The following is a 26,935-nucleotide window of genomic DNA, read 5'->3' as shown; positions in this document are numbered from 1 at the left end:
GCAGATCTGGTCAGTTGTTGCCGAAGGCGGTCTGCAGCAGGGACAGCTGGGCCTGGACGCTGTTCTGATTATCATGAACGATCACTGCTTCGGACGGGCGGTAGATCTCGCGGTCAAGCAGGGCAATGCGGTTCTGCAGACGCAACGAGCGTTCGACCAAGTCGCGGAAGGATTCCGGCAGATCACCCCAGCCGGGTGCGGCGCGGTCGACGTTAAAGCCGTCGAGGCGAACCTTGTTCTTTTCGGCCAGCACCTGGTCACGGGACATTTCGCCATTGTTGACGGCGCGCTGCAACAGCAGCCAGGAAGCCATCTGCATCAGGCGGGTGGTGAGACGCATCGATTCCGCGGCGTAGAGAACCGAGGCCATCCGCGGCAGAACCTTGGAGGCGGCGCGGCCCTGGCCGTCGAGATAGGCGGCAGTCTCTTCGACCAGCGACATGCCTTCCGCGTAAAGTGCCTTGAACTGCGAGGATGCAGCGGCGCGGCCTGCAAAACTGATCGTGTTCAATCCAACTTCCGACATCGCAATAGTTCCTGTTCGCACGCAGCTACATATATTCAGGTAACGCCGGCACCGACGGAAAAGTTTCCAGGCCCGGTCTTTATGACTTTAAGATGGTATCATTAGCCCAAATGCGCAAGCCGTTTCTTAAGAAAGGGTTAATCTCCACAGTTTCGTGGAAGTGCGCCGGCCATAGGAAAAAGAAGAGCCGCAAACGCGGCTCTCAAGGTAAAACAGGGAGAAAAATCAGACCAATTCACCGCTTGGAAAACTGTCTGAGATCCAGAGGAAATCCGGATGAATATAGTAATACCTTATAAAGCTTAATATTTTATTAACATTGTGCTGAATTAAGACTTGGGGCTAGCTGTTTTATCCGCCCATAGCCTTGTTTTTCGGAGTTTTTAGCGGATCACGAGCGGAAGAAGCTTTCCGCTGCCTGCCGCCCGGAGGCCTTGCGACCGGCCTCGGCCTCGAGGCGTGCGATCTCCGTCTTCAGCAATTCCACCCGCCCCTTCAATTCGTCGACCGAAAGCATGGAGAGATCCGCGCCGATCTCATGGGCGACTTTCTTCTGCGGCCGCTCGTCATCGATGAAGCTCATGGTTCGTCCTCCGTTCGCTGCGCACTTTTGCTGGAATTGTTCTAGCCGAACTTTACAGCAGGATCGCCGCTTTCGGGAGACTTTTCCGTTTCGGGAGGTTTGCCGGCGCCGCGATCGGCAAGCGACATGCTTTGCGGTGTCAGCATCTGCGAGGTGCCGGTCGGGATCGTCGTGTAGGCGTCGCGGTCGCTGGCCGGCACGGCGGCGCGGATGCGGCTCCTGATGATGGCGTAAACCGTGATCAGCACATGGGCGATGGCGGTGACGAGGAAAAGCGCATGCGGGGTGATCGCCGACATGACGGGACCGCTGAGCGTCGGGCCGATCATCGTGCCGATGCCGTAAAGCAGCAGCAAGCCGCCGGAGACCTTGACGAAATCCTCCGAGGCCGCGAAGTCGTTCGCGTGGGCGACGGCGATCGGATAGAGCGTATTCGCCACCGCGCCGTAGAGGACCACAAGCCCGATCAGCAAGGCGGGGGACGTCGGGTGGAGCAGAAAGATCAGCAAGCCGGCAAGGGCGGCGATCCCCGACATGGCGGCGAGCACGTAGCGCCGGTCGATGCGGTCGGAAAGCCGGCCGGCCGGCAGCTGCATCACCGCCCCGGCGAAGATGGTGGCGCTCATCATGACGGCGATGTTGGTGTCGGACAGGCCGGCGCCGGCGCCGAAGACGGCGCCGAGCGTGCCGTAGGCGCCGTTGGCGATGCCGACGAGCAGGATGCCGAGGCAGGAGACCGGCGAGTTGCGATAGAGCGCCGGCAGGTCGAGGCGCACCGCCTTCAGCGGCTGCGGCGAAGCAGCGGTCGACAGCGTCGTCGGCAGCATGGCGATGCAATAGAAGATGCCGCAGATCATGAACAGAACCGGCGTGCGCACATCCTCGAGCGGGATCATCATCTGGCCGCCGACGACGCCAAGTAGTGTGATGCCGATATAGAGCGAGAAGATCATGCCGCGGCTCTCGTTGCTGGCGCGCTCGTTCAGCCAGCTTTCGATGATCATCGACGTACCGGCAGTGGAGAAGCCGGTGACGGCGCGCAGGACCACCCACCAGACCGGATCGATGATGATACCGCTGACCAGCGCGATGATGGCGATGATCGAGATGAAGCCCGAAAAGGCACGCACATGGCCGACGCGGCGCACGATCTTCGGCGCAACCAGGCAACCGATGACGAAGCCCCCGGCCCATGAGGTGCCGAGCAGGCCGAGCGTCGTCGTTGCGTAGCCTTCGAGATTGCCGCGGACGGGGAGCAGGATGCCCTGCAGGCCGTTGCCCATGAAAAGGAAGAGCGTGCCAAAGAGCAACGCGGCGACGGACAGCAGATTTCTCTTCATTTCCCCAGACTCGGTCTTAGCGATTTGCAATGGACATAAGGCAAGACCTGCCTCAGCCCAGCCTCAAGATGATTGATTGTGCCCCGGAATATCTTTACGGCGTGTCGAGATCCTCTTGTTCGCGCGGAAAAATGTCCGTCCTGTGACATTCCGAAAAACGGAAAAAATAAAGCATGACAAAGCTGATAGCCTTGCTGCTCATCCTTGCCATGGCGATACAGGTGATCAAGCCGCTCGGGCTTCCCGGCCTCAGGCGGCGGATGGATTTCTGGAAGCTCGCGCTGATCGCTTTCGCGGTCTGGGCGGTGGCTCTGCTTTCGCGCGATTTCCTGATGTAATCCTTGGATTATATGTAACCCGGGGATTACGGCCGACCTGCGACCGTCAGTCCTGCAAACTGATTTCTCCGCGCATGACGGAAACGCAGCCTCCCGAGATGACCACATCGGTGACGATGCCGTCGGATTTCGCGACATCAAGAGTGATGACGCTGCGGCGGCCCATTTCGACGCCCTGTTCAATGGTGATGCGGGCGTTCATGTCGGCCTCCGGCGCAAGCGAGACGAGATAGGCGCCAAGCGCAGCTGACGCGCTGCCCGTTGCCGGATCTTCGGGCACGTTATCGAGTGGCGCGAACATGCGGGCGCGAATACTCCATGGATTTTCGGCTGTCCTCACGTAGACGAAGAGCGAGAAGTCGTGGCCGCTGGTCGTCTGGCGGCCGGCAGCTGCCTGAAACCCGGCAAGGTTCGGGCGGGCGGCGGCCAGCCCTTCGAGCCCGTTCAGTTCTGCGACGGCGAAGTTCAGCCCGACCGAGACAAAGACCGGGGCATGGGTGGTGTTGACGATGGCGCCGGGGTCGAGCGAGACACAGCCGGCGACGGTTTCCGCGGCTATGGTGTCGCCGATCGTCAGCGGCTGCGGCGCGCGGATGGCGGCAGCAGCAACCCTTCCGCCCTCGCGTTTCAGGCTGACTTCGACGATGCCGGCCTTTTCCTCGAAACGCAGCGTATCGCCGACTGGCTTGCCGAAGATCTCCGCCTGTTGGCCGATCACATAGGCTGTGCCGACATTCGGATGGCCGGCAAAGGGTATTTCCATCGTCGGGGTGAAGATGCGCACGCGGGCGGAATTTTGCGGGTCTTCCGGCGGCAGGACGAAGGTGACTTCGGAATAATTGAACTCGGTGGCGATCTTTTGCATCGCCGCGTCGCTCAGACCGCGCGCATCGGAAATGACGGCAAGCGGATTGCCCTCGAAGCGGGTGGAGGTGAAGACATCGACGGTGACGTAGGAGAGGGTGTTCATGGCGGCTCCTGTTGTGACAGGGCGCTATGAGTAGTCACGGTTTTCGAGGGAACGAAGCGGTTTCTTGTCGCCGTGACAATCGGAGGAAAAGAAACGGCGGAGAGGGCAGGAAGCTGCGTTCGCCGCTCCCTGCCCAACGTTCAAGGCTCCAAAAACTCAGGCGGCCTTTTCCAGGTCCTTCTTCCAGTTGCCCTTGGCGGCGAGGCTGTTCATCTCGGCGCGGTGGGTGAATTCGCGCTGGCCGGCAGCGACGTTTTCCTGCTTGCCGTTCCAGGCCTTGAGCGCGCTGTCCTGCAGGGCGCGGCCGTAGGAGAAGGTGACGAACCAGGGCAGGTCGCCGCTGGCATTGATCGCCGAAAGATGGGCTGTCGCTTCTTCGGTCGTCTGGCCGCCGGATAGGAAGGCGATGCCCGGAACAGCGGGCGGAACGGTCGCCTTCAGCACCTTGACGGTGCGCTCGGCAACTTCCGCGACCGAGGCCTTGCGGGCGTTCTTGCCGTCGATCACCATGTTCGGCTTCAGGATCATGCCTTCGAGGTTGACGCGGGCATCGGCCAGTTCTTCGAAGACGATGCGCAGCGTGGATTCGGTCACTTCGGCGCAGCGGTCGATATTGTGGTCGCCCGGTTTGCCGTCCATCAGGCATTCCGGCTCGACGATCGGAACGATCCCGGCCTCTTGGCAAAGTGCGGCATAACGAGCAAGCGCCTGAGCGTTGGCGCGGACGGAGCCGCGGGTCGGCAAGGTTGACGAGATGGCGATGACGCCGCGCCACTTGGCGAAGCGGGCGCCGGCTTCATAATATCTGGCAAGGCGCTCGCCGAGACCGTCGAGGCCCTCAGTGATGGTTTCAGCCGGATATTTGGCCATCGGCTTGGCGCCGGTATCGACCTTGATGCCGGGAATGGCGCCGGCGGCGCGGATGATATCGACGAAGGGCGTACCGTCCGCCGCCTTCTGGAACAGCGTCTCCTCGAAGAGGATGACGCCGGAGATATATTTCTTCATCGCCTCGTCGGAGCGGAAGAGCATTTCGCGATAGTCGCGCCGGCTGGTTTCGGTCGATTCGAGATTGATCGCGTCGAAACGCTTCTTGATGGTGGAGGTCGATTCATCGGCGGCGAGCAGCCCCCGGCCGCCCGTAACCATCTGCACTGCAATGTCTTCCAGTCGTTCGCTCATTTCGTTCTCTCCACAACAATAAATATCGGCACTTCAGGAATATAGAACGCGGATAACAGAAGTTTATAGGGAGGAAAATGGAAGGCTAAGTCATTGAAACGATTGAATTCAATTCAATCGTTTGAAAGTTGGGATTTTTTTCGTCCTCTGAGCAAAAGACCGCGGAAGCTGTTTTTTCTTCCACGGTCTATCCACATGTAAAATCTGCGAAATCAATCTTGGCAACTATCTAGCAGCGGTGAGGACGGCGACACCGGGAAGCTCTTTGCCTTCCATCCATTCGAGGAAGGCGCCGCCGGCGGTCGAGACGTAGGTGAAATCGTCGGCAACGCCGGCATGGTTGAGCGCCGAGACGGTGTCGCCACCGCCGGCAACGGAGGTGAGCTTGCCGGCTACCGTGCGCCCAGCGGCGTATTTCGCAGCAGCGACCGTTGCGGCATCGAAGGGTTCGATCTCGAAGGCGCCGAGCGGGCCGTTCCAGACCAGGGTTGCGGCACGCTCGATCCAGGCGTTGATGGCCTCGATGGATTTCGGGCCGACATCGAGCACCATGGCATCGGCGGGAATGGCGTTGATATCGACAGTCTCGTTGGCGGCGCCCGCCTTGAACTCGCGGGCAATCACGCCATCCTCGGGCAGGATGATGGCGCAGCCGGCGGTCGCGGCCTCGATCATGATCTGCTTGGCGGTTTCGGCGAGATCGTGTTCGCAGAGCGACTTGCCGACATTGGTGCCGCGGGCGGCGATGAAGGTATTGGCCATGCCACCACCGATAACGAGCGCATCGACCTTCTTCACGAGGTTCATCAACAGGTCGATCTTGGTGGAGACCTTGGCGCCGCCGACGATCGCAACAACAGGGCGAGCCGGTTCGCCGAGGCCCTTTTCCAGCGCCTCCAGCTCGGCCTGCATGGTGCGGCCGGCATAGGCCGGCAGGTGGTGGGCAAGGCCTTCGGTCGAGGCATGGGCGCGGTGGGCGGCCGAAAAGGCGTCGTTGACGTAGATATCGCCGTTGGCGGCAAGCGTCTTGGTGAAGTTGGAGTCGTTGTTTTCCTCGCCCTTGTGGAAGCGGGTGTTTTCCAAAAGCAGAATATCGCCGTCATTCATCGCGGCAACGGCGGAGGCGGCGGCTTCGCCGATGCAGTCGGAGGCCGTCAGCACGGCATGATCAAGCACTTCCTCGACGGAAGGGGCGATCAGCGACAGCGACAGATCCGGCGACGGGCCATCCTTCGGCCGGCCGAAATGGGCCAGCAGGATCACCTTGGCACCCTTTTCGGACAATTCGAGGATGGTCGGCGCCACACGTTCGATGCGCGTCACATCGGTGACCTTGCCGTCTTTCACCGGGACGTTGAGGTCGACGCGGACGAGAACGCGCTTGCCGCGGATGTCGGAAAGATCGTCGAGGGTCTTGAAAGAAGGCATGGGGAGGATCCTGTCGTGGTTGGCGAAAGTTGCGCCGAACATAGCAAGGATCATTCGAGACGCAAGGCGTTCAGCGGCCGTTTTCGCGTGTGCCTTCGTCGCGTCCGGCCGGCGGTTTCGGGGGGCTTTCGGAGGCTGCGGTTTCCCGGTTCCGGCGTCCATTCAGCCGGTCGCGGATGCGCTGGGTGATGTCCTTGAGATTGAGGAAGATCGGCAGCGTAATTGCCGGTTCGACTGCTTCGAGCGACATGCCGACGGAGGTGATGTGATCGTGCTCGTCGAGATCGCGGACGATGAGGATGATCGAGCCGAGGCGGACGCGGTCGGCATAGTCGGCCTTGCCGCCGAGGCGCTGCCGCATCAATTCGGCGATCGTCAGGCCCCTTTCGGATTCGTTGAGCAGGCCGGGGCCATAGGCAGCATCGAGATCGGCGGCGGGGCGGGCGGGGGAGAGCGCGAAGGCCCCGAAGAATTCGGCATCGTCGTCATCGACAGGCGCCCGGCTGGCGAAGAGCCGGTCAAGCAGGCGGGAATAGCTCGGCACGATGAAGAGATAGACGAGATCGTGCTCGCGCAGCCGCCCGGCATATTGGTAGCGCATGGACTTGCCGTCGCGGATGACGAGCGACGGGGTCGCCCAGCGTGGAATGCGCTCGCCGCGCAGTACCGGGCTATCCTTGATGACGCGGTAGGAGAGCAGTTCGTGGTTGGCCGCGCCCGGCAGGTCGACCTCGACCTTGTCGACGGCGCCGATGCGCGGCGGAATGATGAGGCCGAGCTTCTTGGCGACGGGCTTGATTGTCCAGCCCTGGAGGAGCAGCGAGACCAGCACGATGATGAAGGCGGTATTGAAATAGATCTGGCCGTTCTCAAGCCCGCCGAGGATCGGCATGATGGCAAGCAGGATGGAGACGGCGCCGCGCAGGCCGACCCAGGCAACGAAGCCGATTTCCTGCTGCGTGTAATCGAAGGGAAGCAGCGACAGCCAGATCGCCAACGGCCGGGCGACGAAGATCAGGAAGAGGGCGAGCAGGATGGCCGGCACGATGATGACAGGAAATTGCGATGGCGTGGCGAGCAGGCCGAGCACCAGGAACATGATGATCTGCGCCAGCCAGGTCATGCCGTCCTGGAAGCGCTTGATGGTGCCGATCGCCTGCATCTTGCGGTTTCCGGCGTAGATGCCGGCGACATAGACGGCGAGGAAGCCGCTGCCGCCAACCGCGCCGGTGAAGGAAAATACGAGAAGAGCGAGCGCCAGCACAAAGATCGGTGTCAGGCCGCGATCGGTATCGAGCCTGCTGACGATCAGCACGATCATCATGCCGCCGAGCAGACCGAGAATGACGCCGAGGCCCATCTGCTGCACGAACATGGCGAGCATGCCGATATTGATGCCGGCATAACGCTCGCCGCTCGCCAGCACCTCGACGAGGGCGATGGTGAGGAAGATCGCCATCGGGTCGTTGGTGCCGGATTCGACCTCCAGCGTCGAGCGCACCTTGTCGCGGATGTTGATGCCGCCGATGCGCAGCAGGAAGAAGACGGCGGCGGCATCGGTCGATGCGACGATCGAGCCGAGCAACAGGCCTTCCAGCCAGGTGAAATTCAAAAGCCACATGGCGGCGAAGGCAAAGAGCGAGGCGGTGATCAGCACGCCGACCGAGGCGAGCGCCAGAGAGGGCACGGCCGCGAGCCGAAAGGCCTGCATCGGCGTGCCGAAGCCGGAATCGAAGAGGATCACGGCCAGCGCAATGGAGCCGAGAATATAGGCGAGATAATTATTGCTGAACTCGATGCCGAGACCATCGACGCCGGCAGCAAGGCCGATCATCAGGAAGAGCAGCAGCAGGGGGGCGCCGAAGCGGAAGGCGAGCAGGCTCGAAAAAGCGGCAAGAAGCACGAGCGCCGTCGAAACCAGCACCACGATATAGAACGCTTCCATGCCCACCCCTTTCAATCGACTGCTTCGCGAACACAGCCACCCCCGGCCGATCCGCCTTTATTCAACCCCTCCATCACGCGCTGCGATCCGTCAGTAAACGGCAAAACGTCAGAGAAGGGTAGGCCTTGCGGCTTAACCTCGTCGCGATGCTGCTTCATGCTGCTGAACGGCTGCCGGACGGCCAACCGACACGGAATGCTACGGGAGAAATTCTCTATAAAGAATGTATAGGAAAATCAGGCGAGAGCAGGGCAAAAGAGACAGGCACGGATTTTTCCTGCCCGTATCTGCGAATGGCAACAGAATAAGACACCCTCCTCCTTTCATGCGGCCCGTTTGCCTTGTCCAATGACGGGAAGAATGGATTGCAGGCGCCTATGCGAAGAGCGTGGAAATGAACGCTGAGATTTTTCGATATCGGGTGGAAATGCCTGCCGCCTAGCGAGAGCAGCCGGCTGTCGTTTTGTGCCAGAAGCGGCCGACCCTTGCTCTGCTATCCCAACACTGCCTGAAATATGACGATGGCGAGAAACGAGAGGCCAATGAGGGCGGCGACCCAGATGACCAGACGATTGGCCTTCGCCAACACGGCAGGTCTGACGTCCCGCTTGGGGTGAAACCGTTGCCGCCGTTTGAGGGTGGTGTGGGACAAGCGTTTTTGTGCCTCTGCCATTTATCACCTCCACTTGGCTCACTTTAGCCATTGTGCAGCGCTGCGTATTTGCTCAATCTAGCACGCTTGGCCAGCGGATTACCAATCCGTGCAGAGACGCCGATCGAATTCGAACCCCGAGGCAGCCTCAACTGCACCGCCATCCTGTCCTGAGAACGGCGCCTTATCGAACCCGGTGCGGATCGTTGGTCAGTCTTCTGTGTCCTCGCCCTCGTCGGTCAGATCCGCGACCGGGACCAGGAAAACGACGAACTCGTCCTCGATCGTCCGTTCGGGATCGTCGTCGAATTCATAGGCATGCTCGACTTCGCTTGCTTCCTCGGTGGTCGCCTTGCGCAGGCTCAGGGCCGCTTTGCGGTCCCAGAGAGGCTTGCCTTCGGATTCCAGGACGGTCAGATCGTCGCGAAAGTCTTCCGCCTCGAAGAAATGCGTCGCTTCCTCGTGATTTTCCGAGCGGAAACTGGCAACGGCGCGGCCGGCGATTTCAACGGTAAAGTAATCCATCCATCTCTCTCATTTTCATGCGGGCGACAGCGCTACCGCACGTATTGGCGTGGCCGCGCCTGGCCGGTGGCCAATGCGCGAGGAAACTGGGCATTTCGAATGTCCAGGGTGACGTATTCTAGCAGATCTCATCGGGGCAATGGACGAAAAGATGGCGGAGCGGTTCAGCTTCTCATCGAAGCGCAGAACCGCTCCAACTTTTTGTTTTTACGCAACTGCGGACGGAAAACCGCTTCGCACTTTTCCTGGCGTTGCTTCGGTGCGGGGAAGGCTGGTTTCCTTCGGAAGGCACTGCAACAAAAAGCGGCCCGGTTTCCCGGGCCGCTTTGCATGTCGATGCCTCAAGAGCGCTCAGATGAGCTTGGCGAAAGCGACTGCCGTGTCGGACATGCGGCTGGAGAAGCCCCACTCGTTGTCGTACCAGGACAGGACGCGCACGAAGTTGCCTTCCATGACCTTGGTCTGATCGGTCGCGAGGATCGAGGAGTGGCTGTCGTGGTTGAAGTCACGGGAGACGAGCGGCTCGTCGGTGTAGCCGAGGATGCCCTTCAGCTTGCCGTTGGCAGCAGCCATGATGGCTTCGTTGATTTCACCAACGCTGGTCGCCTTCTTGGCGACGAACTTGAAGTCGACGACGGAAACGTTCGGAGTCGGAACGCGGATCGAGGTGCCGTCGAGTTTGCCCTTCAGATGCGGCAGAACGAGGCCGACTGCCTTGGCTGCACCCGTCGAGGTCGGGATCATGGAAAGGGCGGCCGCGCGGGCGCGATACAGGTCCTTGTGCATCGTGTCGAGCGTCGGCTGGTCGCCGGTGTAGGAGTGGATGGTCGTCATGAAGCCGTGGTCAATGCCGACGGCGTCGTCGAGAACCTTCACAACCGGCACTAGGCAGTTGGTGGTGCAGGAAGCGTTGGAGATGACCAAGTGCTCCTTGGTAAGCTGGTCATGGTTGACGCCGAAGACGACCGTCAGGTCGGCACCATCGGCGGGCGCCGAGACGATGACGCGCTTGGCGCCGGCCGTCAGGTGAGCGGCAGCCTTGTCGCGGGCGGTGAAGATGCCGGTGCATTCCATCGCGATGTCGACGCCGAGTTCGCGGTGCGGAAGCGTTGCCGGATCCTTGATCGCCGTGACCTTGATCGGCTTGCCGTTGCCGACGATGATCGAGTCGCCCTCGACCTTCACCGTTGCCGGGAAGCGGCCGTGGATCGAATCGTAACGCAAAAGGTGGGCGTTGGTTTCAACCGGGCCGAGATCGTTGATGGCGACGACTTCGATGTCGGTGCGGCCGGATTCGACGATGGCGCGAAGGACGTTGCGGCCGATGCGGCCGAAACCGTTGATGGCAACCTTGACTGTCATGTTCATTCACTCCCGATAGAGTAGGGCCCGATAGTGAGGGCCTGGAATTGAGGAGATGGAGAGCGCCTCAAGGCGCCCTCATTAAAGCTTTGCTTCCGCGGCTGCAACGACGGCGTCGGCGGTGATGCCGAAATGCTTATAAACTTCCTTGACCGGGCCGGAAGCGCCGAAGCTCTTCATGCCGATGAAGGTGCCTTCCGGTCCGATGAACGCATCCCAGCCTTCGCGAACGGCGGCTTCGACGGCGATCTTGACTGGCGAGTTGCCGAGGATTTCCTTGCGATAGGCTTCCGGCTGCTCGAAGAACAGTTCGGTGCAGGGAACCGATACGACGCGGACGGTGACGCCCTTGGCTTCGAGTGCCGTACGGGCTGCAACGGCGATTTCGACTTCGGAGCCGGAGGCGAAGATCGTCACCTTGGCGTCGGCATTGCCGGCGAGCACATAGGCACCCTGTTCGCACAGGTTCTTTTCGCTGTATTCGGTACGGGCTGCGAGCAGGTTCTGGCGCGTCAGAGCAAGGCCCGAAGGACGGTTGTGCGTCTTGATGGCGATCTGCCAGCATTCCGCCGTTTCCGTGGCGTCGGCCGGACGGAAGACCATCAGGTTCGGGATGGCGCGCAGGCCGGCGAGCTGTTCGACCGGCTGGTGCGTCGGGCCATCTTCGCCGACGCCGATCGAGTCATGCGTCAGGACGTGAATGACGCGGATGCCCATCAGCGAGGCGAGACGGATCGGCGGGCGGCAATAATCCGAGAAGATCAGGAAGCCGCCGCTGTAGGGGATGAGGCCGCCATGCAGCGCAATGCCGTTCATGGCAGACGCCATGCCATGCTCGCGAATGCCCCAATGCATGTAACGGCCAGCGAAATCCGTCGGGGTGATCGAATGCATCTGGCTGGTCTTGGTGTTGTTCGACGGCGTCAGGTCGGCGGAGCCGCCGAGCGTTTCCGGTAGGAAGCCGTTGATGACCTCGAGCGCGTCTTCCGAGGCCTTGCGGGTCGCAACCGTCGGCTTGGTCTCGGCGAGCTTCTTCTTATATGCGCTGATCGCGGCGTCGAAGCCTTCCGGCAGATCGCCTGCCATGCGGCGGGTGAACTCGGCCCTGGCCGGAGCCTTGGCGAGGCCATCTTCCCAGCTCTTGACGAGCTCGACGGAGCGGGCGCCGGCTGCACGCCAGCTGTCGAGCACGTCCGACGGTATGACGAAGGCTTCCGCCTCCCAGTTCAGCGCCTTGCGGGTGGCCGCGATTTCTTCGGCGCCGAGCGGGTTGCCGTGGACCTTGTGGGTGCCCTGCTTGTTCGGGGCGCCGAAGCCGATGATCGTCTTGCAGGCGATGAAGGTCGGGCGGTCGGACTTGTGGGCAGCTTCGATCGCGGCGGCGATGGCAGCCTGATCGTGACCGTCGATCTCGATCGTATTCCAGTGTACCGCCTTGAAGCGGGCGATCTGGTCGGTGGAATCCGACAGCGACACGGCGCCGTCAATGGTGATCGAGTTGTTGTCCCAGAACAGGACGAGCTTGTTGAGCTTCAGGTGGCCGGCGAGCGCGATGGCTTCGTGGCTGATGCCTTCCATCAGGCAGCCGTCGCCGCAGATCGCATAGGTATAGTGATCCTGGAGATCGGAGCCGAACTCCTCGCGCAGCTTGCGTTCGGCAATCGCCATGCCGACGGAATTGGCAATGCCCTGGCCGAGCGGACCGGTCGTCGTTTCGATGCCGGTGGCATGACCGTATTCCGGGTGGCCGGCGGTCTTCGAACCGAGCTGGCGGAACTGCTTCAGATCTTCGATCGTCATGTCAGGATAGCCGGTCAGATACAGCACCGAATAGAGCAGCATCGAGCCGTGGCCGGCCGACAGCACGAAGCGATCGCGGTTCGGCCAGTGCGGCTTCTTCGGATCGAACTTCAGATATTTGGTGAACAGGACCGTTGCCACGTCAGCCATGCCCATCGGCATGCCCGGGTGGCCGGAGTTCGCCTTTTCAACGGCGTCCATGGCGAGAAAACGGATTGCATTCGCCATCCGGTCGTGTTGTTCGGGAGAGGTCATGGCTTTTCCGCAAGTTCCGGGTGTCGGGGGATGGCCTCGAGCCTCCAAGACCATCGAGTGAAAGCGGCAGAGACATAGCAGTTGGGACGGGCAAGTCAATAAATGGCAGGTCAAATCCGGGCGGGAAGCGGCGATTTTTGACATTTGATCACGCGATTGTACAAATGACGAAATCGATGTGTAAAACGCTCATCCACAGGATAGGCCGGTGGGCAAGTGACAGGATTTATTGACGGGCCGTTAGCGAGCTGCATATCCTTTTGAAATCGCAGGATCGGCGCGGCGTGCCGATTCGCGGATCCTGCGCGGGAATCGGAAAGACATGATGCCCACAGGCAAAACCATGGAAGCAGCGCTCAACGAATTGAGACAGGCGATATCGAGCCTCGAAAACGCCGTCGACATGCGCGTCGAACGGCAGCGCGAGCAGGGCGAGATCGAGGGCGAGGTGCGGCGTGTGCACGCCGACCGCTCGCGGCTGGCGCAGGAGCTCGACCAGGCCGAATTCCGCGCCAACCGGCTGGAAGAGGTCAATCGCGAGGTATCGCGGCGGCTGGTGACGGCCATGGAAACGATCCGCGCAGTTCTGGATCGCTGATAGGAAGAGTTTGGCATGGCGCAGGTGACGGTAACGATCGACGGCAAGGCCTATCGCATGGCCTGCGAGGAAGGGCAGGAGGATCACCTGACCGATCTCGCCACCCGCTTCGACCGCTATGTCGGCCATCTCAAGGATCAGTTCGGGGAAATCGGCGATCTCAGGATCACCGTCATGGCCGGCATCATGATCACGGACGAGATTGCCGAGCTGACGCGCCGCGTCGCCGGGTTGGAGTCCGAGCTCGAGACGCTGCGCGGCAATCGCGATACGGTGCTTGCAGCCACCGCCCGGACCGAGGAAAATCTTGCGGCAGCGCTCAGTGAAGTGTCGAGCCGCATCCGCGGCATCACCGACAAGCTGAACGGCCGGTCCGCCCCCGAACTCAATTGATCCTAGAGCCTTTCCTGGTCAGATTGAAGCATTCTGTTGGCTCAAACGGAGTCGGATGGTCGACCGGCCGGCGCGTGTCGTAGCCCGGCTCTACGGCCAAGCCGGCCGGTCGATCAGCCGGCCCGTTTCAGCCAACCCGAAGGGCCGGGCATCTTTGCGCCAGGATCAGAGGCGATCGGCTCGGACGTACCAAGAGGTATGCCCTTCGCCAATCGCCTCTGCCCTGACGAAAACCTGCTCCGGCAGAATGCTTCAATCTGACCAGGAAAGGCTCTAATTAAATAGGGGCGGCCTTCCGTCGCCACTGGCGCGGCAGCGCAAACAACCTTATATATCGCCATGCGGTCTGCGCCTCTCGACAGGAACCACAATCCCTGGGGCCATACTCGATCCAAAGGGAGCTGTCCCTGGCCAGGCCCGTGGGCCTGGACACACGGCGCCCACCTACGTTTGTAGGCACCCAGGATCGTAAACATCCATCGGTGGTCGTGGATCGCACCCTTTCCTTCCATTTTCAGCGAAGACGCCGGATATGGCGGGCGAACGCGGGTTGCCCGTTCGCCCTTCTTCAGCGCGTCCGTTACTTCTTCAGACCTGGAAGGGTGACCTGGAAGACCTGGAACATGGTGTCGACGTCGGCACCGCCGTCCGCCTTGTAGGCGGCACCCACCTGGAAACCATCCTGCGTCAAGAAGTCGTTGTCATTGGCGACGAACAGGAAGTAGTCGTCCGGCAGGTTCGGGTCGAGAACGCTCGCCAGACCCATGGCTTCCCACTTTTCCGACAGATTGTTCTTGTCGTTCGGCGCGCCGTTGTGCAGGCCGAAGCGGGTGAGATCGGTCTTGTCGTTGAGGTCGATGAAGGGTGTCAGCGTCGCCGGCGTCAGCGAGGGATCGATGACGCCCTTCGGCGCGATCGGCTTGCCGTCATCGAAATCGCTGCCGGCGATGTCGGTCGCGGCGGAAATGTCGACGATGTCGACCTTGCGGTAGAGCGAGGTGTCGCCCTTCAGGCCCTGGCCGTTGCCGCTGTCGCGGGCGAGCATCAGGAAGGTCTTGTCGGACAGGGCGACGATTTCGCTCTCGGCGGCGATCGTCGTCTTGTCCTTGGCGTCCTTGAAGACCGGCAGCGGCACGACATATTCGTGCACCAGTTTCAAGTGATCGGGATCGGCGGCGTCATAGATCATGGCGCGGGTATTCTGGCGGGTCGAGCCGGAATCGCCGCCGTCCTGGCGGGCGGCCGATTGCAACACAGCGATGATGAACTTGCCATCAGGCGTCATCGCCATGCCTTCGAGACCCTGGTTGTTCTGGCGGCCGGTCTCCGGATCTTTCGGGTCCGGAGCGGAGGCGCCGGAGCCGGGATTGTTGGAGGCAAAGCTCAACGCGCCCTTGCGCATCGGCAAAAGCGCCTTCGGCGGCTGGGTGGCGGAGAGCAGGTGTCCGTCAGCGGCGAAGTGATAGATATAAGGCCCGTATTCGTCGCTGACGAACATGCTGCCGTCGGCCATGCGGATGATGGCTTCATTGTCGAGCGCGATCTTGCCGTTCGTCGCCTGCGGCAGCGCGGGAAAACTACCGGCAGCGGGGCGGACGCCGGATTCCGGGTCGAGACCGGTCATGTCGCCGCCCCTGTCGTCGACGAAGAGTGTGGAATCGACGAGCCTTGCGTCGACGCCCGACTGTTCCTTGCCGACCTCGGGTGCCGCACCCGGAGCGGTCGGCGTCAGGCCGATCGAGATGGTGTTCAGACGTGGCCGGTAATCAACGGTGCCGACGGCGTTGTAACCGCGGTCGGGCAACAGGTAGAGCGTGCCCTTGTAGCCGGCGCCGTCGCGGCTCCAGGCGGCGGGATCGATCGCCATGCCCGAGCCGGAACCGAAGGTCTCGCCGAATTTGTCACGCTGGTTGGCCGGAATGCGGCCGATGCCCACCAAGCCCTTGTTGACGAAGGTGAGGCCGCCGACGGTGGCGGAATTCTCGGCCATTGCGACGACTGGCACGGCGGCGGATGCCGCGAGAACCGCGGCGAAAAGCCGCGCTGTGTAAGGTCTGACATTCTTCATGGAAATACCCTCTCGGTCAAAAGCGCTCTCGAAACGGCTTCCGCCCGCAGGCTGGACACCGCTTCAAATGACACCCCGGCCTGGATTCGATTTCCCGATGGCGCAACACGCCCTGGATTTCGTCGCCCCATATCCCCGGCAGACGGTCTATGACGGGATCGTGATATCTGGATGACACTTCTCAGCGAAAGCGTCATGCTGGAGAGGAAGTCGGGCTTTCGCGTGTCCGCATTGCAGCTCGCTGCTCTATCCAACCGGGTAAGGCCCTTCGGCGAAGACCTCATCGTGGTAGCCCTTGGAGCCGACATTCAGCGCCAAAGGGCTTCGCCACTCCCTGTTGTCGCGCAGGCAATCGAGCACGAAACGGAAATCATATCGCGGCTGCCAGCCGAGTTCCCGCCTTGCGCGTTCGTTGACATAGACACGGTCGAGCGAAGGAAACATCTTCCAGCCGCGTGATGCGTAAAGGGCGCCTGCACCCTGGAACAGTCGTTCGACGACGTGAGGCGCGTCGCGCCGGATCGCGGCGAGATCATTTGCCGAAAACGGCGTCGTGGCGGAGATGATGTAGCGGCCAAAGCCAATTGCCGGCGCCTTTTCGAGCGCCAGCAGATGGGCGCCGACCACGTCGCTGATATCGACGCGGCGGTGAAGAAGCTCATTGGCCTGGGCGTTCTCTGCCAAATAGCCGTTGCGAATGTCAGGATCGTCGTCATTTTCGGGAAAGAAACGCGAAGTCCTGAGAATGGCGACCGGCAGGCCGGATTTGCGGGCGAAGAGTTCGCACAGACCTTCGGCGGCGAGTTTCGTCACGCCGTAGATGTTTTTCGCGACGGGAAGCACGTCCTCGGTCACCCATGCCGCCGGTTCGCCGGCAGCCGGCGTCAATGCCGCACCGAAGGTGCTGGTGGTGCTGGTGAAGACGAAGCTTGCGACGCCTGCGGTGGTCGCCTCTTCGAGCAGGTGCAGAGTGCCGGCGATATTGGTGTCGAGGAAATCATAATTGCCGTGGGTCGCCACATGCGGTTTGTGCAACGTCGCGGCATGGATGACGTGGCTGATGCCCGACATCGCCTGGCGGACGAAGGCGCGATCGCTGATCGAGCCGACCATGTCGGTAAAAGCCGAGGGCTTGATATCGATGCCGCGCACCCAGCGGCTTTCCGCCCTCAAGGTCTGCATCAGCGCCTCGCCGAGATGGCCGGCACTTCCCGTCACCAGTATCGTCATCACATCGTCTCCTGACCGTTCGGCGGCGGACGCTATAAAGACTAAGGTTTTCAGGCAACGCATAAATTATGCATGGGCGTGCAGGAAAGCTTGAGGCTCAGCGGATGGTCGTGACGAGGCGGCCGGCGCTGCCATCGGAAAGCATGATCCTTTCCCAGGTCATGCGGCCGGCGGCGATCGGCAGCAGCACATTGCCGTTGGCGCCGGTATCAAGCGTCAGCGACGAGAGCCTGCCCGCATGCCAGCCGCGCTCCTCCAGCGACTGCTCGGCGGCGGCGATCTCGGCGGAGGCGTAGGAGAATAGAGAGCGGCCGAGAAAGGCGCCGAGCGGCGCCCGCCACTCCGCGTGCCGCGGGCGAGAGGTGGCGAGCAGCCGGTGGGTGCGGTCGCAGATCAGATGCACCGGCCGGACGGAATCCTCGACCAGCCGCTTCAGCGCCGCATCGACTGCTGCATGTGGCGGCGAGGCGAAAATCCGTTCCAGCTTGATAGCCTGTTCGGGCGAAAGGGCGAGCTTATCGCGCTCCCAGCGTGAGATCGTCGCCTGGTTGACGCCGAGGAGTTCGGCGAGATGTTCCTGCTTCATGCTCCGCAGCAGCCGCATGCGGCGTATGCCGGCTCCGGATATCGTCATCCGTCTGATCCCGTGTCGTTTTTTGCAGCATAGGGCTTCGGCGGGGCGGGCGGCAAGGCGGTTTGACGCCGGGTCATTATTCGGGCTGACCTTCCAGGTCGCCTTTCAGCCGGTCGAGGATAGAGAGCGCATGGCCGGCATAGGCGCTGATCCAGCGGTCATAGATGTGCTTGATCGGCAGGCTGTTCAGATGGTTCCAGCGCTCGCGGCCTTCCTTCCTGGCGATGACCAGATCGGCCTCTTCCAGTACCTTCAGATGCAGCATCACCGTACAGCGATCCATCTCCGGAAACATCTCGCAAAGGGTCCCTGTGGTTCGGGGGCCATCCTTGAGCAGATCGAGGATTTCGCGGCGGCGATGATGCGCCAGCGCCTTGAAGACTGGGTCGTCGGTTGATTCGCTTGACATGTTATGTTTTTATAACATAATGACGCCAAGTACAACGGAACAGGCACAATGGAGAAGAGGAGAAGTGTCATGTCTCTCGGAATCCGCGTTTCCGGCCGCATCGGCCGTCCCGTCGCAGAGGTATTCGATGCCGTCGTCAATCCGAAGAAGCTCAGCAGCTATTTCACCACGATCGGCGGAGCGAGCGCGCCGCTCGTGAAGGGCACGACGGTGACCTGGTGGAAGGATGCGCCGGTCGAGGTCGTCGAACTGGTGCCGGAAAGCCGCATCGTGCTGCGCTGGGATGGCGGCACTGGCGAAGACGAGGCGAAGTACAAGACGCTGGTCGAGATGAACTTCAAGCCGCTGGAGGATGGCGGCACACTGGTGACGATCGCCGAGACCGGCTGGCGCGAAGACGATGCCGGCCGGCGCGGCACCTATCTCAACTGCGAAGGCTGGACGCAGATGCTCTGCAGCATGAAGGCTTTCGTCGAATACGGCATCAATCTGCGCGAGGGCATGTTCCTCAGCGAGATGAAGGGTGAGCCGGCCAGCGCGCCTGATATTTAACGATACGTCGATCTCGGGGAGGTCGGCGGTGCAATCGTCGCATTCGCCGAAATCACCGAGACTTTGCTTGCCTGTCACACTGCGGGTGCTAATTTCCGGATTCGATACTTCATTTCGGTTTCCAGGAGATTCATTATGCAGCTTGGCATGGTTGGTTTGGGCCGCATGGGCAATTATATGGTCCAGCGCCTGATGCGGGGCGGTCACGAATGCGTCGTTTACGACGCCAGGCCGGAAAGCGTTGCCGAGCTCGCGGGCCTCGGTGCGACCGGCAGCGCTTCGCTCGCGGAATTCGTCTCGAAGCTCACCCATCCACGCGCGATCTGGCTGATGCTGCCGGCGGCGATCGTCGACAAGGTGCTGGCGAGCCTAGTGCCGCTGCTTGAGAATGGCGATATCATCATCGACGGCGGAAACTCCTATTACCATGACGACATCCGCCGCGGCGCCGACCTCATCACCAAGGGCATCCACTATGTCGATGTCGGCACAAGCGGCGGCGTCTTCGGCCTCGAGCGGGGTTATTGCCTGATGATCGGCGGCGAGAAGGGCATCGTCGAACACCTTTCCCCGATCTTCGCGACGCTGGCGCCTGGCGTCGGCAAGACGGAAGCCTCGCCCAACCGGAGCGTCGAAGCGGCTGCGGCCAGCACCGCCGAGCAGGGTTACCTGCATTGCGGCCCGCATGGCGCCGGTCATTTCGTCAAGATGGTGCATAACGGCATCGAATATGGCCTGATGGCCGCCTATGCCGAAGGTATCAATATTCTGAAGCACGCCAATATCGGCGCCGCCTCGCACGAGACCGATGCGGAAACCGCGCCGCTCGCCCATCCGGAACATTTCCAATATGATTTCAACCTGCAGGATGTCGCCGAAGTCTGGCGCCGCGGCAGCGTCATCACCTCCTGGCTGCTCGATCTTACGGCCGATGCGCTGCATGCCGATCCCGCACTTTCGAAATATGCAGGCCGCGTCTCGGACAGCGGCGAAGGCCGCTGGACGATCATGGCGGCAATCGACGAAAGCGTGCCGACGCCGGTGCTGAGCGCTGCGCTCTACGGTCGCTTCTCCTCGCGCGACAATGACGAATTCGCCAACAAGGTGCTGTCGGCGATGCGCGCGGGCTTCGGCGGCCACGTGGAAAAACCGGCCGTGAAATCCTGAAGGCGAGCGACTTCACTCACCGTTCCGACAAAGCCATCATTCTGAAATCGAGCGCGGCGTTTCGTTTCGAAGAGGCGGCGACGTTGACCTTTCCTAGCCATCAGTATGGTTTTCCTACTGCTTGCTGGCGGCAACGGTCGCGAGTATCCATTGCAAAATGTCGGCGCTGCTCTGCACAAGCGACCGACATTTCATTGGAGGCGGTCATGGAGCGTGGCATGGCAAGGGGCTTGAAGGCCGTCATATTCGGCATGCTGACATTGCTCGCGCTTTTTTCGGCGGTTTCGCCTGGCTTTGCCCAGACGTCGCCGGCGCAGGTGCCGGCCGCGGCCGCCCCGCCGGCCGAGGTGCGTCAGATGATGGAGCTGATGCAGACTCCTCAGGTCAAACAATGGATGTCGACGCAAATGGCGGCAGCAACCGCGAGCGATTCGGCGGCCGGCGACCAGATGTCGGTGCTGTCAGGTCTGCTCCAGCATGCCCGTCGGCACGTCTCGATGGTCTCCGATGCAGCGATGACACTGCCCTCGCAGGTCGGCCATGCTTCTTCGCTGTTTTTCGGCGAGATCGCCGCCATCGGCTGGCCACGTATGATAGCGCAGTTTCTGGCGATTTTCCTGCTCGGCACCATCGTCGAGCGCATTGCCCGCTATGCCTTCCGCCGCCGTCGCCAGGCGGCGCAGATGGCGGGCATGCATCTCGCCCCGCGCGTCATTCCGGCGCTGATCTTTGCGATGGCGACGGCACTTGCTCTTCTCAGCGTCAGCTGGCCGCCGGTCAGCCAGAGCATCGCGATCGTTTGCGTTGTCGCGCTCGTGGTCCAGCGCTTCACCATCTGCCTTGGTGGCGTGCTGGTCGATCTCATCGGGCTGGCGCGAGCCGAGGAAGAACGACAGGAGATCACCGCTCCGATCATGCCGGCGCGTGACGTCGCATTCTTCTGGTATCGGCGCTGTGCAACCTTCGTCATCTATTTCATTTTCGGCTGGGCGGTGATCCAGTCGATGGAGCCGCTCGGCTATTCTGCGAGCGTGCGGCTCCTCGTCGGCTATATCCTCGGCATCGGCCTATTGTTGATTGCGATCGAGGCGGTCTGGTCGCGGCCGCACAAGGACGAGAAGCGTGGTCACGGGACCTCCTGGGCGCTCACCGTCTATTTCCTGTTGCTCTGGAGCCTCTGGGTCGCAGGCTTCAACTGGCTGCTCTGGCTCGGCATTTACGTGTTGCTGCTGCCGCGCGTGCTTGCCGTCTCGACGATTGCGGTAAAATCGCTGCAGCAGACCGAAGCGAGCTTCCTTGCCACGCGGCGCATTGCAGCCGTGCTGCTCGACCGTGGCGTGCGGGCGCTGATCATTGCCGTTGCCGCCATCTGGCTTGGGCATATGCTCGGCGTCGGTGCCGATACGATGGCGGCCGGCGAAACGATGATCGACAAGATCGCGCGCGGCGTGATCGGCGGCATCGTCATCCTGCTTGCCGCCGATCTGCTCTGGCATGTCATCAAGGCCTATATCGACGGCAAGCTGCTTGAATCATCCGTGGATGGCGGAGCAACGGATGAGGAGAAGGCCAAACGCGCGCGGATACAGACGCTGTTGCCGATCTTCCGCAATATCCTTGCCGTCGTCATTGCCGTCATCGCCGTTCTGATGGTGCTCTCCGGCCTCGGTATCGAAATCGGGCCGCTGATCGCCGGCGCCGGTGTCGTCGGCGTTGCGGTCGGTTTCGGCGCGCAGACGATCGTCAAGGACGTCATCAGCGGCATGTTCTATCTCTGGGACGATGCCTTCCGCATCGGCGAATATATCGAAAGCGGCAGCCACAAGGGCGTGGTCGAGGCCTTCAGCCTGCGTTCGGTGAAGCTCAGACATCATCGCGGGCCGCTGACGACGGTGCCGTTCGGTGAACTCGGCGCAGTGAAGAACCTCAATCGCGACTGGACGATCGACAAGATCAGCCTCAACGTCAAATACGACACCGATCTCGTCAAGGCGAAGAAGGTGATCAAGCAGATCGGCCAGACGCTGCTCGAAAATCCGGAATTCGGCCCTCATATCATCGAGACTCTGAAGATGAAGGGTGTCGAGCAGTTCGGCGAATTCGCCATCGAAATCCGGCTGTCGATGATGACGAAGCCCGGCGAGCAATTCGTCATCCGCCGCAATGCGCTGGCGATGATTCGTAATGCCTTCCAGGAAAACGGTATCGAATTCGCCGTGCCGACGGTGCAGGTGGCGGGCGACCGCGACGCGGAGGTGGATGCTGCCGTCGCACGATACGCCGCGCATGCGCGGGCGGGCGCCGAACCGGCGGCATGAACCGCTTCACATCGCGCCGGCTGCTGCGATCAGCAGGCCGCCGATGATCGCCAGGTTGGTTTTCCAGGTATTGATCGCGCTGTCGCGCGCCGTTCCCTGCATGTCCCAGAAATTCAGCAGCATGACGGTGGCCGCCAGCGTGAAGACGATGAGACCGAATGCCGCTGCCGCGACAAAAAGGCCGAGCATCAGCAGGATGCCGGCGACGATCTGGAACATGCTGCCCAAGACCAGCACCCATTTCGCAAAAGGGAGGCCGCGGGCTTCGATCGCCTCGGCCAGCGGCACGATGACGAAAAAATGATGAACGCCGCCAGCGACATAGAGGCCGCCGAGCAGCAGGCGGCCGAGAGCAAGCATCACCAAGGCCGAACCATCCTGCATATCGAACCTTTCTCTCGCGTCTCAACTCTCCATCGAGCGCAAGGCTCTGCCGAAGCTTACGAAAATGCAATGTGCTGCGCCGCTCGCCTGCGCAAATTCGCCCCAATTGAGGATGATTGAGGCGCAGGCGGCGGGGCTGGGGTAGCAGCGGCATAGCTTCATAGAGCTTATATGCCTTTCATGTTACGTCATCTGAAATGATTCCCGCCAAGCTGGCAGTTGCAGCAGGGTACGAGAATGTCGGGGCACGGCAATTTGGAAGAGATTGAAGAAGCGGACGGGTTTTCTTTTGGCGGTCTATTCAGACGGTACAGAACGCCGCTGCTGGCAGCCGCATCACTGGTGGTCTTCTGCCTCGTCGGTTACGCCATCATGCAGCTCACCAACGAGGTGCGCTATGACGACGTCGTCGGTGCGCTCGCCGCCACCAGGCCGAGCTCGATCCTGCTTGCGTTGTTCTTCACGGCGCTCAGTTTCCTCGCACTGATCTTCTACGATCTCAACGCCATCGAATATATCGGCAAGAAGCTGCCCTTTCCGCATGTCGCGCTGACGGCGTTCAGTGCCTATGCCGTCGGCAATACCGCCGGTTTCGGCGCCCTGTCTGGGGGGGCGATTCGCTACCGCGCCTATACGCGCCTCGGGCTCTCGCCGGAGGATATCGGACGCATCATCGCCTTCGTCACGCTGTCCTTCGGATTGGGGCTTGCGGGCGTCGCGGCAATCGCCCTCATCGTCATCGCCGACGAGATCGGCCCGCTCGTCGGCATCAGCCCCTTCCTTCTTCGGCTGATCGCCGGTTCGATCGTCGCCATTCTGGGCGCGGTGATGATCATCGGCCGTGACGGGCGCGTGCTCGATCTTGGCCCTGTGGCAATCCGCCTGCCGGATTCGCGTACCTGGTCGCGGCAGTTCCTCGTCACAGCCTTCGATATCGCCGCCTCGGCGTCGGTGCTCTATGTGCTACTGCCGCAGACAGCCATCGGCTGGCCGGTCTTCCTCGCCGTCTATGCGATCGCCGTCGGTCTCGGCGTGCTCAGCCATGTTCCGGCCGGGCTCGGCGTGTTCGAGACCGTGATCATCGCCTCGCTCGGCAGCGCGGTGAACATCGATGCCGTGCTCGGATCGCTGGTGCTCTACCGGCTGGTCTACCATGTGCTGCCGCTGCTGATCGCCGTGCTCGCGGTCTCGGCGGCGGAGCTGCGTCGTTTCGTCGACCATCCGGCGGCCTCCAGCATGCGGCGCATCGGCGGACGGCTGATGCCGCAGCTGCTGTCGGCCCTCGCGCTGCTGCTCGGCGTCATGCTGGTGTTTTCGAGCGTCACGCCGACGCCGGACCAGAACCTCGAATTCCTCTCCAACTATCTGCCACTGCCGATGGTCGAAGGGGCGCATTTCCTCTCCAGCCTGTTGGGGCTGGCACTCGTCGTCGCCGCGCGCGGCCTCGGCCAGCGGCTCGACGGCGCCTGGTGGGTCGCCGTGTTCTCGGCGCTTGCCGCGCTGACCTTGTCGCTGCTGAAGGCGATCGCGCTTATCGAAGCGGCTTTTCTTGCCTTCCTCATCTTCGGGCTCTTCGTCAGCCGCCGGCTCTTTACCCGCCAGGCCTCGCTGCTCAACCAGGCGCTGACGGCGTCCTGGCTGATGGCGATCGCCGTGATCGTCGTCGGGGCTGTCGTCATCCTGCTTTTCGTCTATCGCGACGTCGAATACAGCAACCAGCTCTGGTGGCAGTTCGAATTCACCGCCGAGGCGCCGCGCGGGCTGCGCGCCGTGCTCGGCATCACCATCATTTCGTCGGCGATCGCCGTCTTCAGCCTGCTCCGACCGGCGAGCTTCCGGCCGGAGCAGGCGACGGACGAGGCGCTGGCGCGTGCCGTCGAGATCGTCATGAAGCAGGGCAATGCCGATGCCAATCTTGTGCGCATGGGCGACAAGAGCATCATGTTCTCGGAAAACGGCGATGCCTTCATCATGTATGGCCGGCAGGGCCGCTCCTGGATCGCGCTGTTCGATCCGGTCGGCGACCATCGCGCCGTGCAGGAACTCGTCTGGCGTTTCGTCGAAGCGGCGCGCGCCGCCGGCTGCCGGGCCGTGTTCTATCAGATATCGCCGGCGCTGCTGTCCCATTGCGCCGATGCCGGCCTGCGCGCCTTCAAGCTCGGCGAACTGGCGGTGGCCGATCTCAGGACCTTCGAGATGAAGGGCGGCAAATGGGCAAACCTTCGCCAGACGGCAAGCCGCGCCCAGCGCGACGGGCTGGAATTCGCCGTCGTCGAACCGCAGGACTTGTCTTCGGTCATCGATGATCTTGCCGCGGTTTCGACGGCCTGGCTCGAGCATCACAATGCCAAGGAAAAGGGCTTCTCGCTCGGCGCGTTCGATTTCGATTATGTCTCCTCGCAGCCGGTCGGCATCCTGAAAAAGGACGGCAGGATCGTCGCCTTCGCCAATATCCTCGTGACCGAATCCAGACAGGAGGGCACGATCGATCTCATGCGCTTCTCGCCGGACGCGCCGAAGGGCTCGATGGACTTTCTCTTCGTGCAGATCATGGAATATCTGCGAGGGCAGGGTTTCACCCACTTCAATCTCGGCATGGCGCCTCTCTCCGGCATGTCGAAACGCGAGGCGGCGCCCGTCTGGGACCGCATCGGCAGCACCGTCTTCGAACACGGCGAGCGCTTCTATAACTTCAAAGGCCTTCGGGCATTCAAATCCAAGTTTCATCCGCACTGGCAACCGCGCTATCTTGCGGTCTCAGGAGGGGGCAATCCGATGATCGCGTTGATGGACGCGACATTTCTGATTGGGGGCGGATTGAAAGGGGTAGTGAGAAAATGATCAGAACAATCCTTCTTGCCACGGCATGCGCCTGCATGCTCGCGGCCGCACCGGCTGACGCCGCCGAAGAGACCACGCAGAGTTTCGAAACCGGGCTCATCCCGTCGCCGCACATCTTCCTGCCGGAAGGGGAGGTGAAGGGCACGGTGATGCTGATCTCGGATGCCGCCGGCTGGGGCGATTATGAGAAGGGCGAAGCCGACAGGTTGGTCGCCGAAGGCGCCGTTGTCATCGGCGTCGACTTTCCATCCTATATCCAGGCGCTCGGCCAGTACGACGTCAGCCTCAACGACGGCTGTGTCTACATGGTGTCGGACATCGAATCGCTGAGCCAGCAGGTGCAGCGCGCGACCGGCAACAACGCCTATCACCTGCCGATCGTCGCCGGTATCGGCGAGGGCGGGGCCTTGGCGCTGGCGATCGCCGCGCAAACGCCGGATGCGACGATCGGCCAGACACTTGCCGTTAATCCGGCCGCCGGCATTCCGCTTGCCAAGGAGCTTTGCACGCCGGCGTCCAAGCAGGTGGTCGGCGAACGCACGGTCTATGGCCTCAGCGACGGCATCCTGCCGGACCCGATCGTTACCGTCTTCACGCCTGAGGCCAACAAGGATGGCCGGGCGCATGCCGAGGCGCTGAAGAAGGCCCATGACGCGATCGAGATCCGCGATTCCACCGACGATGCGCAGACGGCGTTTGCCGATACGCTCGACGATCTCGTCACCGCCTCCGGCGCCTTCGGCAACCCGCTCGGCCTGCCGCTGGCGGTGCTCGAGGCAACGCCGGCCTTCGATACGATGGCGGTGATCTATTCCGGCGACGGCGGCTGGCGCGACATCGACAAGGAGGTCGGCGGCACGCTGCAGAAGGAAGGTATTCCGGTCGTCGGCGTCGATTCGCTCCACTATTTCTGGAAGGAGCGCAAGCCGGAGGAGACAGCTGCCGATCTTTCGAAGATCATCGATTTCTACCGCAAGCAGTGGAAGGTGAAGCATGTCCTGCTCGTCGGTTATTCCTTCGGCGCCGATGTCGTGCCCGCCACCTACCAGCTCCTCAAGCCAGCCGAAAAGTCGGCGGTGGCGCAATTGTCGCTGCTGTCGCTTTCGCACCAAGTCGACTACGTCATCTCTGTTCTCGGCTGGCTCGGCCAGAAGACGGAAGGGGCGGGAGGCGATCCTGTCGGCGATCTGAAGAACATCGATCCGAAGCTCGTGCAATGCATCTACGGCAAGGACGACGATGACGATGTTGCCTGTCCGGCGCTGAAGGATAGCGGCGCCGAGGTCATCGAACTGCCCGGCGATCATCACTTCGACGAGAATTACGATCTTCTCACCAAGACAATCATCGACGGGCTGAAGAAGCGGCTGCAGAATTAATGCCTGTCGTGGTCCCAAAACTGTGCAGCGATTTTGGGACCACGACAGGCATCAAA

The 26,935-nt window shown here is 61.7% G+C and carries 24 protein-coding genes and 1 other RNA gene; 9 read left to right on the top strand and 16 right to left on the bottom strand.

The window, feature by feature from the left end:
• Positions 1-10: 10 nt before the first annotated feature.
• The 3 genes from rcdA to AC244Q_RS18500 form a co-directional block, all read right to left on the bottom strand.
• Complete coding sequence (gene rcdA, locus AC244Q_RS18510) at positions 11-526, bottom strand: protease adaptor protein RcdA (protein WP_003542804.1); 516 nt, start codon at positions 524-526, stop codon at positions 11-13.
• 391 nt (positions 527-917) lie between these two features.
• A complete protein-coding gene (locus tag AC244Q_RS18505; RefSeq protein WP_012758889.1) occupies positions 918-1,109 on the bottom strand; it encodes a DUF1192 domain-containing protein in 192 nt (63 codons plus the stop codon).
• Between the two features lie 41 nt (positions 1,110-1,150).
• Positions 1,151-2,449, bottom strand: coding sequence for an MFS transporter (locus AC244Q_RS18500; protein WP_012758888.1), 1,299 nt, complete (start codon positions 2,447-2,449; stop codon positions 1,151-1,153).
• Positions 2,450-2,622: 173 nt separating this feature from the next.
• On the opposite strand from AC244Q_RS18500, the gene AC244Q_RS18495 reads away from it, so the two are divergent.
• Positions 2,623-2,787, top strand: a complete 165-nt coding sequence (locus AC244Q_RS18495) for a hypothetical protein (protein WP_003542801.1) — start codon at positions 2,623-2,625, stop codon at positions 2,785-2,787.
• A gap of 46 nt (positions 2,788-2,833) precedes the next feature.
• Here AC244Q_RS18495 and AC244Q_RS18490 read toward each other — a convergent pair whose 3' ends face one another.
• The 8 genes from AC244Q_RS18490 to tkt all read right to left on the bottom strand — a co-directional run bounded on the left by AC244Q_RS18490 (position 2,834) and on the right by tkt (position 12,906).
• Complete coding sequence (locus tag AC244Q_RS18490; protein WP_113548451.1) at positions 2,834-3,757, bottom strand: PhzF family phenazine biosynthesis protein; 924 nt, start codon at positions 3,755-3,757, stop codon at positions 2,834-2,836.
• A 156-nt stretch (positions 3,758-3,913) separates the two neighbouring features.
• A complete protein-coding gene (locus tag AC244Q_RS18485; protein ID WP_012758886.1) occupies positions 3,914-4,939 on the bottom strand; it encodes a class I fructose-bisphosphate aldolase in 1,026 nt (341 codons plus the stop codon).
• A gap of 225 nt (positions 4,940-5,164) precedes the next feature.
• On the bottom strand, positions 5,165-6,367 hold the full coding sequence (locus AC244Q_RS18480; RefSeq protein WP_206641049.1) for a phosphoglycerate kinase: 1,203 nt from the start codon (positions 6,365-6,367) through the stop codon (positions 5,165-5,167).
• Between the two features lie 70 nt (positions 6,368-6,437).
• Entirely contained in the window at positions 6,438-8,312 is a 1,875-nt protein-coding gene (locus AC244Q_RS18475) for a potassium/proton antiporter (RefSeq protein ID WP_012758884.1), read from the bottom strand.
• Positions 8,313-8,805: 493 nt separating this feature from the next.
• Positions 8,806-8,985 carry a hypothetical protein gene (locus AC244Q_RS18470; RefSeq protein WP_012758883.1) on the bottom strand — a complete coding sequence of 60 codons (180 nt, stop codon included), beginning with the start codon at positions 8,983-8,985 and terminating at the stop codon, positions 8,806-8,808.
• 189 nt (positions 8,986-9,174) lie between these two features.
• The gene (locus tag AC244Q_RS18465; RefSeq protein ID WP_003552580.1) at positions 9,175-9,489 is read right to left on the bottom strand and encodes a hypothetical protein; all 315 of its coding nucleotides are present in this window, start codon (positions 9,487-9,489) and stop codon (positions 9,175-9,177) included.
• A 351-nt stretch (positions 9,490-9,840) separates the two neighbouring features.
• Complete coding sequence (gene gap / locus AC244Q_RS18460; protein WP_012758881.1) at positions 9,841-10,851, bottom strand: type I glyceraldehyde-3-phosphate dehydrogenase; 1,011 nt, start codon at positions 10,849-10,851, stop codon at positions 9,841-9,843.
• Between the two features lie 81 nt (positions 10,852-10,932).
• Entirely contained in the window at positions 10,933-12,906 is a 1,974-nt protein-coding gene (tkt, locus tag AC244Q_RS18455) for a transketolase (RefSeq protein ID WP_113548453.1), read from the bottom strand.
• Between the two features lie 322 nt (positions 12,907-13,228).
• Here tkt and AC244Q_RS18450 point away from each other — a divergent pair, with 322 nt between their 5' ends.
• From AC244Q_RS18450 to ssrS, 3 genes are all read left to right on the top strand, one after another.
• Positions 13,229-13,504 (top strand): DUF4164 domain-containing protein, encoded by a 276-nt coding sequence (locus AC244Q_RS18450; RefSeq protein ID WP_012758879.1) that lies wholly within the window; start codon positions 13,229-13,231, stop codon positions 13,502-13,504.
• Between the two features lie 15 nt (positions 13,505-13,519).
• Entirely contained in the window at positions 13,520-13,897 is a 378-nt protein-coding gene (locus AC244Q_RS18445) for a cell division protein ZapA (RefSeq protein WP_003542783.1), read from the top strand.
• A gap of 340 nt (positions 13,898-14,237) precedes the next feature.
• Positions 14,238-14,396, top strand: a non-coding RNA gene (gene ssrS, locus AC244Q_RS18440) — 6S RNA.
• Positions 14,397-14,477: 81 nt separating this feature from the next.
• Here the strand turns inward: ssrS and AC244Q_RS18435 are convergent.
• The 4 genes from AC244Q_RS18435 to AC244Q_RS18420 all read right to left on the bottom strand — a co-directional run bounded on the left by AC244Q_RS18435 (position 14,478) and on the right by AC244Q_RS18420 (position 18,238).
• Complete coding sequence (locus tag AC244Q_RS18435) at positions 14,478-15,965, bottom strand: esterase-like activity of phytase family protein (RefSeq protein ID WP_113548307.1); 1,488 nt, start codon at positions 15,963-15,965, stop codon at positions 14,478-14,480.
• 246 nt (positions 15,966-16,211) lie between these two features.
• Entirely contained in the window at positions 16,212-17,195 is a 984-nt protein-coding gene (locus AC244Q_RS18430) for an NAD-dependent epimerase/dehydratase family protein (protein ID WP_113548306.1), read from the bottom strand.
• 97 nt (positions 17,196-17,292) lie between these two features.
• The gene (locus AC244Q_RS18425) at positions 17,293-17,829 is read right to left on the bottom strand and encodes a helix-turn-helix transcriptional regulator (protein WP_113548305.1); all 537 of its coding nucleotides are present in this window, start codon (positions 17,827-17,829) and stop codon (positions 17,293-17,295) included.
• 76 nt (positions 17,830-17,905) lie between these two features.
• Positions 17,906-18,238, bottom strand: coding sequence for an ArsR/SmtB family transcription factor (locus AC244Q_RS18420; protein ID WP_012758875.1), 333 nt, complete (start codon positions 18,236-18,238; stop codon positions 17,906-17,908).
• Positions 18,239-18,307: 69 nt separating this feature from the next.
• Here AC244Q_RS18420 and AC244Q_RS18415 point away from each other — a divergent pair, with 69 nt between their 5' ends.
• The 3 genes from AC244Q_RS18415 to AC244Q_RS18405 all read left to right on the top strand — a co-directional run bounded on the left by AC244Q_RS18415 (position 18,308) and on the right by AC244Q_RS18405 (position 22,275).
• Positions 18,308-18,790, top strand: coding sequence for an SRPBCC domain-containing protein (locus AC244Q_RS18415; RefSeq protein WP_113548304.1), 483 nt, complete (start codon positions 18,308-18,310; stop codon positions 18,788-18,790).
• A 135-nt stretch (positions 18,791-18,925) separates the two neighbouring features.
• Positions 18,926-19,957 carry a phosphogluconate dehydrogenase (NAD(+)-dependent, decarboxylating) gene (gene gnd / locus AC244Q_RS18410; protein ID WP_113548303.1) on the top strand — a complete coding sequence of 344 codons (1,032 nt, stop codon included), beginning with the start codon at positions 18,926-18,928 and terminating at the stop codon, positions 19,955-19,957.
• A gap of 206 nt (positions 19,958-20,163) precedes the next feature.
• Entirely contained in the window at positions 20,164-22,275 is a 2,112-nt protein-coding gene (locus AC244Q_RS18405; RefSeq protein ID WP_113548302.1) for a mechanosensitive ion channel family protein, read from the top strand.
• Positions 22,276-22,281: 6 nt separating this feature from the next.
• Here the strand turns inward: AC244Q_RS18405 and AC244Q_RS18400 are convergent, their stop codons facing one another.
• Positions 22,282-22,659 carry a DoxX family protein gene (locus tag AC244Q_RS18400; protein WP_113548301.1) on the bottom strand — a complete coding sequence of 126 codons (378 nt, stop codon included), beginning with the start codon at positions 22,657-22,659 and terminating at the stop codon, positions 22,282-22,284.
• 237 nt (positions 22,660-22,896) lie between these two features.
• On the opposite strand from AC244Q_RS18400, the gene mprF reads away from it, so the two are divergent.
• Positions 22,897-25,500, top strand: a complete 2,604-nt coding sequence (mprF, locus tag AC244Q_RS18395; RefSeq protein WP_113548300.1) for a bifunctional lysylphosphatidylglycerol flippase/synthetase MprF — start codon at positions 22,897-22,899, stop codon at positions 25,498-25,500.
• Complete coding sequence (locus AC244Q_RS18390) at positions 25,497-26,879, top strand: virulence factor family protein (protein ID WP_012758869.1); 1,383 nt, start codon at positions 25,497-25,499, stop codon at positions 26,877-26,879. The genes mprF and AC244Q_RS18390 overlap by 4 nt, the downstream gene beginning before the upstream one ends.
• Positions 26,880-26,935 lie beyond the last annotated feature (56 nt).

This window comes from Rhizobium sp. CB2179 (assembly GCF_057653455.1).
Note: the sequence above shows the minus strand (reverse complement) of the source record. Positions and strands in the feature narration are given on the sequence as shown.